Origin of the sequence: Botrimarina sp., assembly GCF_040219535.1 — a bacterium.
GTDB lineage: Bacteria > Planctomycetota > Planctomycetia > Pirellulales > Lacipirellulaceae > Botrimarina.
Genome location: NZ_JAVJSH010000010.1, coordinates 1 through 5,342, shown reverse-complemented (window position 1 = coordinate 5,342; position 5,342 = coordinate 1). Strand labels below are relative to the sequence as shown.

General features: G+C 62.4%; 4 protein-coding genes. 3 read left to right on the top strand and 1 reads right to left on the bottom strand.

Features of this window, described 5'->3' with window-relative positions:
* Window positions 1–39 precede the first annotated feature (39 nt).
* Window positions 40–234 carry a hypothetical protein gene (locus tag RIC11_RS03695; protein ID WP_350208491.1) on the bottom strand — a complete coding sequence of 65 codons (195 nt, stop codon included), beginning with the start codon at window positions 232–234 and terminating at the stop codon, window positions 40–42.
* Between the two features lie 341 nt (window positions 235–575).
* On the opposite strand from RIC11_RS03695, the gene hsdR reads away from it, so the two are divergent.
* The 3 genes from hsdR to RIC11_RS03680 are packed head-to-tail and all read left to right on the top strand — an operon-like array spanning window position 576 to window position 5,243.
* Window positions 576–2,981 carry an EcoAI/FtnUII family type I restriction enzme subunit R gene (gene hsdR, locus RIC11_RS03690; RefSeq protein WP_350208489.1) on the top strand — a complete coding sequence of 802 codons (2,406 nt, stop codon included), beginning with the start codon at window positions 576–578 and terminating at the stop codon, window positions 2,979–2,981.
* A 3-nt stretch (window positions 2,982–2,984) separates the two neighbouring features.
* A complete protein-coding gene (locus RIC11_RS03685) occupies window positions 2,985–4,460 on the top strand; it encodes a type I restriction-modification system subunit M (protein ID WP_350208487.1) in 1,476 nt (491 codons plus the stop codon).
* Window positions 4,461–5,243, top strand: coding sequence for a restriction endonuclease subunit S (locus tag RIC11_RS03680; RefSeq protein ID WP_350208485.1), 783 nt, complete (start codon window positions 4,461–4,463; stop codon window positions 5,241–5,243).
* The last annotated feature ends 99 nt before the right edge of the window (window positions 5,244–5,342 follow it).

The window sequence follows — 5,342 nt, the reverse complement described above, 5'->3', positions numbered from 1 at the left end:
CCCGGATCCGCTCGAGGGCCTCGCGTAGCTCTTGCTCGCTCACGACAGGGCGGCCCCGCGTTCGATGGCCCGCTCCACGTTGCGGATGCCGGCGTTGACCTGCTCGAGCTTGCTCACCTGCTTCTCGAGCAGCCGGTGCTGCACGGTGTCGCCCGCGCGGCCGGCGTAGGCGTCGACGATCCGTCTCGCGCCGTTTGTTTCGGTCGCCCTCCTATGGTCTTGACGGCTAAGCACCGTTTCTACTGCGATGTCAGGGCAAAGCGGAAACTCTCGCCGAAGCACATCAAGCAATTAAGCGGGAGATCAACGGGAAGATTTGCCCGCCCGCCGTCTGCCCAGGATCTCTGCAAAACCGCCGGCCCTCCGGTTACTATGGCCGCCGGCGCCGAGCCCCCCCCTCTTGCAGCGATCCGATCGATGATCCCGAGCCGTCCGGCCCGCAAGCGTCACGCGACTCGATCCGCGCCCGTGGCGTGGCAAGATTTCTGCCGCTATCGCGACGCACCACCGTCCCCCAGACTTCACCGCGTGCTAGCTGCGTTGCCGCTTACGCAATCGCACTGGAGGGCGTCGGCGTGGATTTAGGGCGACTCTCGGAGACCGACATCCGCTCGAAGTTCATCACCCCGGCCATCGTGGGGCCGGAGGGGGCGGGCTGGGACCTGCTCACCCAGATGCGGGAAGAGGTCTACTTCACCAAGGGCCGTGTCGTCGTGCGGGGCAAGTCGGTCGCCCGCGGCAAGGCGATGAAGGCCGACTACCTGCTCTGCTACAAGCCGAACCTGCCGATCGCCGTCGTCGAAGCGAAGGACGGCGACCACGCCTTGGGCGACGGGATGCAGCAGGCGCTCGAGTATGCCGAAACGCTCGACGTGCCCTTCGCGTACAGCTCCAACGGCGAGGGCTTCCTTGAGCACGACCGAACCGGCCTCTCCGATCGCCCCGAGCGAGAACTCGCGCTCAGTGAGTTTCCGTCGCCCGACGAGCTTTGGATGCGGTACCGCCGCTGGAAGGGGCTCTCCGACGAGCAGACCGAGATCGTCACCCAGGACTATTACTCCGACGGCTCCCAGAAGTCGCCTCGGTACTACCAGCTCAACGCGATCAACCGCACCGTGGGCGCCATCGCCAGCGGGCAGGACCGCGTGCTGCTGGTCATGGCCACCGGCACCGGCAAGACCTACACCGCGTTCCAAATCATCTGGCGGCTGTGGAAGTCGGGCGCCAAGAAGCGGATCCTCTTCCTCGTCGACCGCAACATCCTCGCCGACCAGACGAAGACCAACGACTTCAAGCCATTCGGCGCGGCGATGACCAAGATCAAGAACCGCACCGTCGACAAGTCGTTCGAGATCTACCTCTGCCTCTACCAAGCGGTGACCGGGCAGGACGAGTCGAAGAACATCTACAAGCAGTTCTCGCCCGACTTCTTCGACCTGGTGGTCGTCGACGAATGCCACCGCGGCAGCGCGGCCGACGACGCGGCTTGGCGGCAGGTGCTCGAGTACTTCTCGTCCGCCACCCAGATCGGCCTCACCGCCACGCCGAAGGAGACCAAGGAGGTCTCGAACATCGAGTACTTCGGCGACCCGGTCTACACGTACTCGCTCCGCCAGGGCATCGCCGACGGCTTCCTCGCCCCCTACAAAGTCGTGCGTATCGGCCTCGACAAGGACCTCGACGGCTGGCGCCCCGAGGCGGGCCAGCTCGACAAGCACGGCCACGAGATCGAGGACCGCGAGTACAACGCGTCCGACTACGACCGGCACCTGATCCTCGAGAAGCGGACCGAGCTCGTCGCCGCCAAGGTCACCGAGTTCCTCAAGGCCACCAATCGCTTCCACAAGGCGATCGTTTTCTGCGAGAACATCGACCACGCCGAACGGATGCGGCAGGCGCTGGTGAACGCTAACGCTGATCTGGCGGCCGCCAACTCGAAGTACGTCATGCGGATCACGGGCGACAACGACGAGGGCAAGGCCCAGCTCGACAACTTCATCGACCCCGAGGCGACCTACCCGGTCATCGCCACGACGTCGAAGCTGATGACCACCGGCGTCGACGCCCAGACGTGCCACCTGATCGTTCTCGACCAGACGATCAAGTCGATGACCGAATTCAAGCAGATCATCGGCCGCGGCACCCGTATCAACGAGGATTACGGGAAGCTCTACTTCACGATCATGGACTTCCGGCGGGCGACCGCGTTGTTCGCCGACCCCGACTTCGACGGCGACCCGGTCCAGATCTACGAGCCGAAAGAGGGCGACCCGCCTGTCCCGCCCGATGAGACCCACTTCGACGACGAGCCGGCAGAGAGCGGCGAGCACGCGAGCGACTGCCCGGTCGACACCAGGAGCGACCCCGGCTCGGACGGCGACGTCACGTTCGGCGGCGGCTCGGACGGCGGCAAGCCGACCCGGTACTACGTCAACGACGTCGAGGTCGCGGTCGCGGTCGAGCGGGTGCAGTACCTCGACGCCGACGGCAAGCTGATCACCGAGTCGCTGACCGACTACACCCGGCGGTCGCTGCTCGAGTCGTACGCCACGCTCGACGAATTCCTCGGTGACTGGAACGAGGCCGAGCGGAAGGAAGCGATCGTCGCCACGCTGCGCGAGAAGGGGGTCTTCCTCGACGAACTGGCCGAGCAGGTCGGACGCGACTACGACCCGTTCGACCTGGTCTGCCACGTGGCCTTCGACCGGCCGCCGCTCACGCGCCGGGAGCGGGCGGACAACGTGCGGAAGCGGGACGTGTTCGGCAAGTACGAGGGCAAGGCCCGCGAGGTGCTCGAGGCGCTGCTCGAGAAGTACGCCGACGACGGGCTCCGCAGCGTCGAGTCGCTCGAGATCCTCAAGGTCTCCCCCTTCCGCGACTTCGGCACCCCGGTCGAGATCCTCCGCCTGTTCGGCGACCGAGAGGGATACGAGAAGGCCATTCGGGAATTGGAATCCGCGATCTACGCAGGAGCGGCTTAGGCGATGGCGAACGTTTCGAGTCTCGTGAAGTCGATGCAGGACATCATGCGCAAGGACGCCGGCACGTACGGCGACGCGCAGCGTCTGGAGCAGCTTGGCTGGATGCTCTTCCTCAAGATTTTCGATGACCGCGAACAGGAACTCGAAATCATCCGCGACGACTACAAGTCGCCCCTGCCCAAACACCTGCGCTGGTCCACTTGGGCTAATGACGAAGAAGGCATGACCGGCGAGGCCCTCCTCGACTTTGTCAACAACACGCTCCTCGTCAAGCTCAAGGCCTTGAACGGTTCTGGGGGCAAAATCGGCGGCCTCATCCGCGAAGTCTTCCAGGACGCCAACAACTACATGAAGAACGGCACGTTGATGCGCCAGGTCATCAACAAGATCAACGGCATCGACTTCAACGCCTCCGACGACCGCCACACCTTCGGCGACATCTACGAAAAACTGCTCCGCGACCTCCAGTCCGCCGGCAACGCCGGGGAGTTCTATACCCCCCGGGCCGTCACCCGCTTCATCGTCCAGCAGGTCAACCCGCGCCTCGGCGAAACCGTCCTCGACCCCGCCTGCGGCACCGGCGGCTTCCTCACCTGCACCATCGACCACCTCCGCGACCAGTGCAAGACCGCCGAGGATGAACAGACCCTCCAGAAAAGCTTCAGCGGCATCGAGAAGAAGCACCTGCCCCACATCCTCTGCATGACTAACCTGCTATTGCACGGCATCGACGTGCCCAGCACCGTCAAGCACGACAACACGCTCGCCCGCCCGCTCAAGGACTGGGGCCCCAAGGACCGCGTCGACTGCATCGTCACCAACCCGCCCTTCGGCGGCATGGAAGAGGATGGCATCGAGACCAACTTCCCCGCCGAGTTTAGGACCCGCGAGACCGCCGACCTCTTCCTGGTCCTGCTCATGCGCCTCCTCAAGCCCGGCGGCCGGGCCGGGCTGGTCCTGCCCGATGGCACGCTCTTCGGCGAGGGCGTCAAGACCCGCATCAAGGAAAAACTCCTCAAAGAGTTCAACCTCCACACCATCGTCCGCCTGCCCAACGGCGTCTTCGCCCCCTACACCTCCATCCGCACCAACCTCCTGTTCTTCACCCGGACCGACACCCCGACCAAGGACGTGTGGTACTACGAACACACCTACCCCGAGGGCGTGAAGAGCTACAACAAGACCAAGCCCATCGCGCTGGAAGAGTTCGACCCGATCAAGAAGTGGTGGGGCACGGAGTCGAACGGGTTCCAGAAAAGGAAAGAGAACGAGCACGCCTGGCGCGTCTCGGCTCAGGACATCATCGACAACGGCTACAACCTCGACCTCAAGAACCCGCACAACGCCGACGAAGGCCCCGGCGATGTCGATGAACTGCTGCCCGAATACGAAAAGCTGCTAACGCAGATCGCCGAGACCCGCGCCGCGCTGAAGAACGAACTGCAAAGCGCGCTACAAAAAACGGCGGGGGCGGTCTGAATGTCGCCCGAGGAATTCTTTGAGAAGTTCGAGACGTTCGCGGTTATGCCGGGGGCTATTGATTCGCTTCGCTATCTAATCCGGCAAAAAGCAGTTAGTGGCGGCTTCTCACAGGGTGATACCGAGACTTGGGAGATTGTTGCCGTAGATGACTTGGTACAAGTTCAAAATGGATTTGCCTTCAAGTCGAGTTTTTTTAATGAAGTCCAAGCCGGCATGCCACTGATACGAATACGCGACATAGCTCAGCAAGAAACTCAAGTTTACTACAGCGGGGAGTATCGCGAGGAATTCATAGTTAGCAAAGGTGACCTGCTAATTGGAATGGATGGTAACTTTAATATTCACAGGTGGAAGGGGCAGGATGCCTTGCTTAATCAGCGAGTCTGCCGGCTGCTAGAGCCAGATCCAAGAATCGATACGGGATTTCTTTTTCTTGCAATGCAAGAGCATTTAGATGAGATTCACCGAAACACAACATTCACAACAGTAAAGCACATTTCAGGCAAGCAAATAAAAGCGATTGAGTTTGCCCTCCCGCCGCTTGCCGAGCAGAAGCGGATTGTGGCGAAGGTGGATGCGTTGATGGGGTGGTGCGATCGGTTGGAAGCGTTGCAGGCCCAGCGCGACACCCAACACGCCGCGCTGGCCCGCGCCGCCCTGGCCCGCTTCGCCGAAAACCCCACCCCCCAAACCCTCCAAGCCCTCTTCCACGACCAATTCCCCATCAACCCCAACGACCTATTGCCCCTCGCGCCGCCAACGAGCTCCTTTACAGTCTGAGTTGAGCGGTCTTGAAGAAGGAGAGTTTGAGGCGGTGGTCGCGTGCCTGATCGTTGAGCGATTCGTGAACCGCGTCGTTGAGTTGCTCGACGTCGTCGG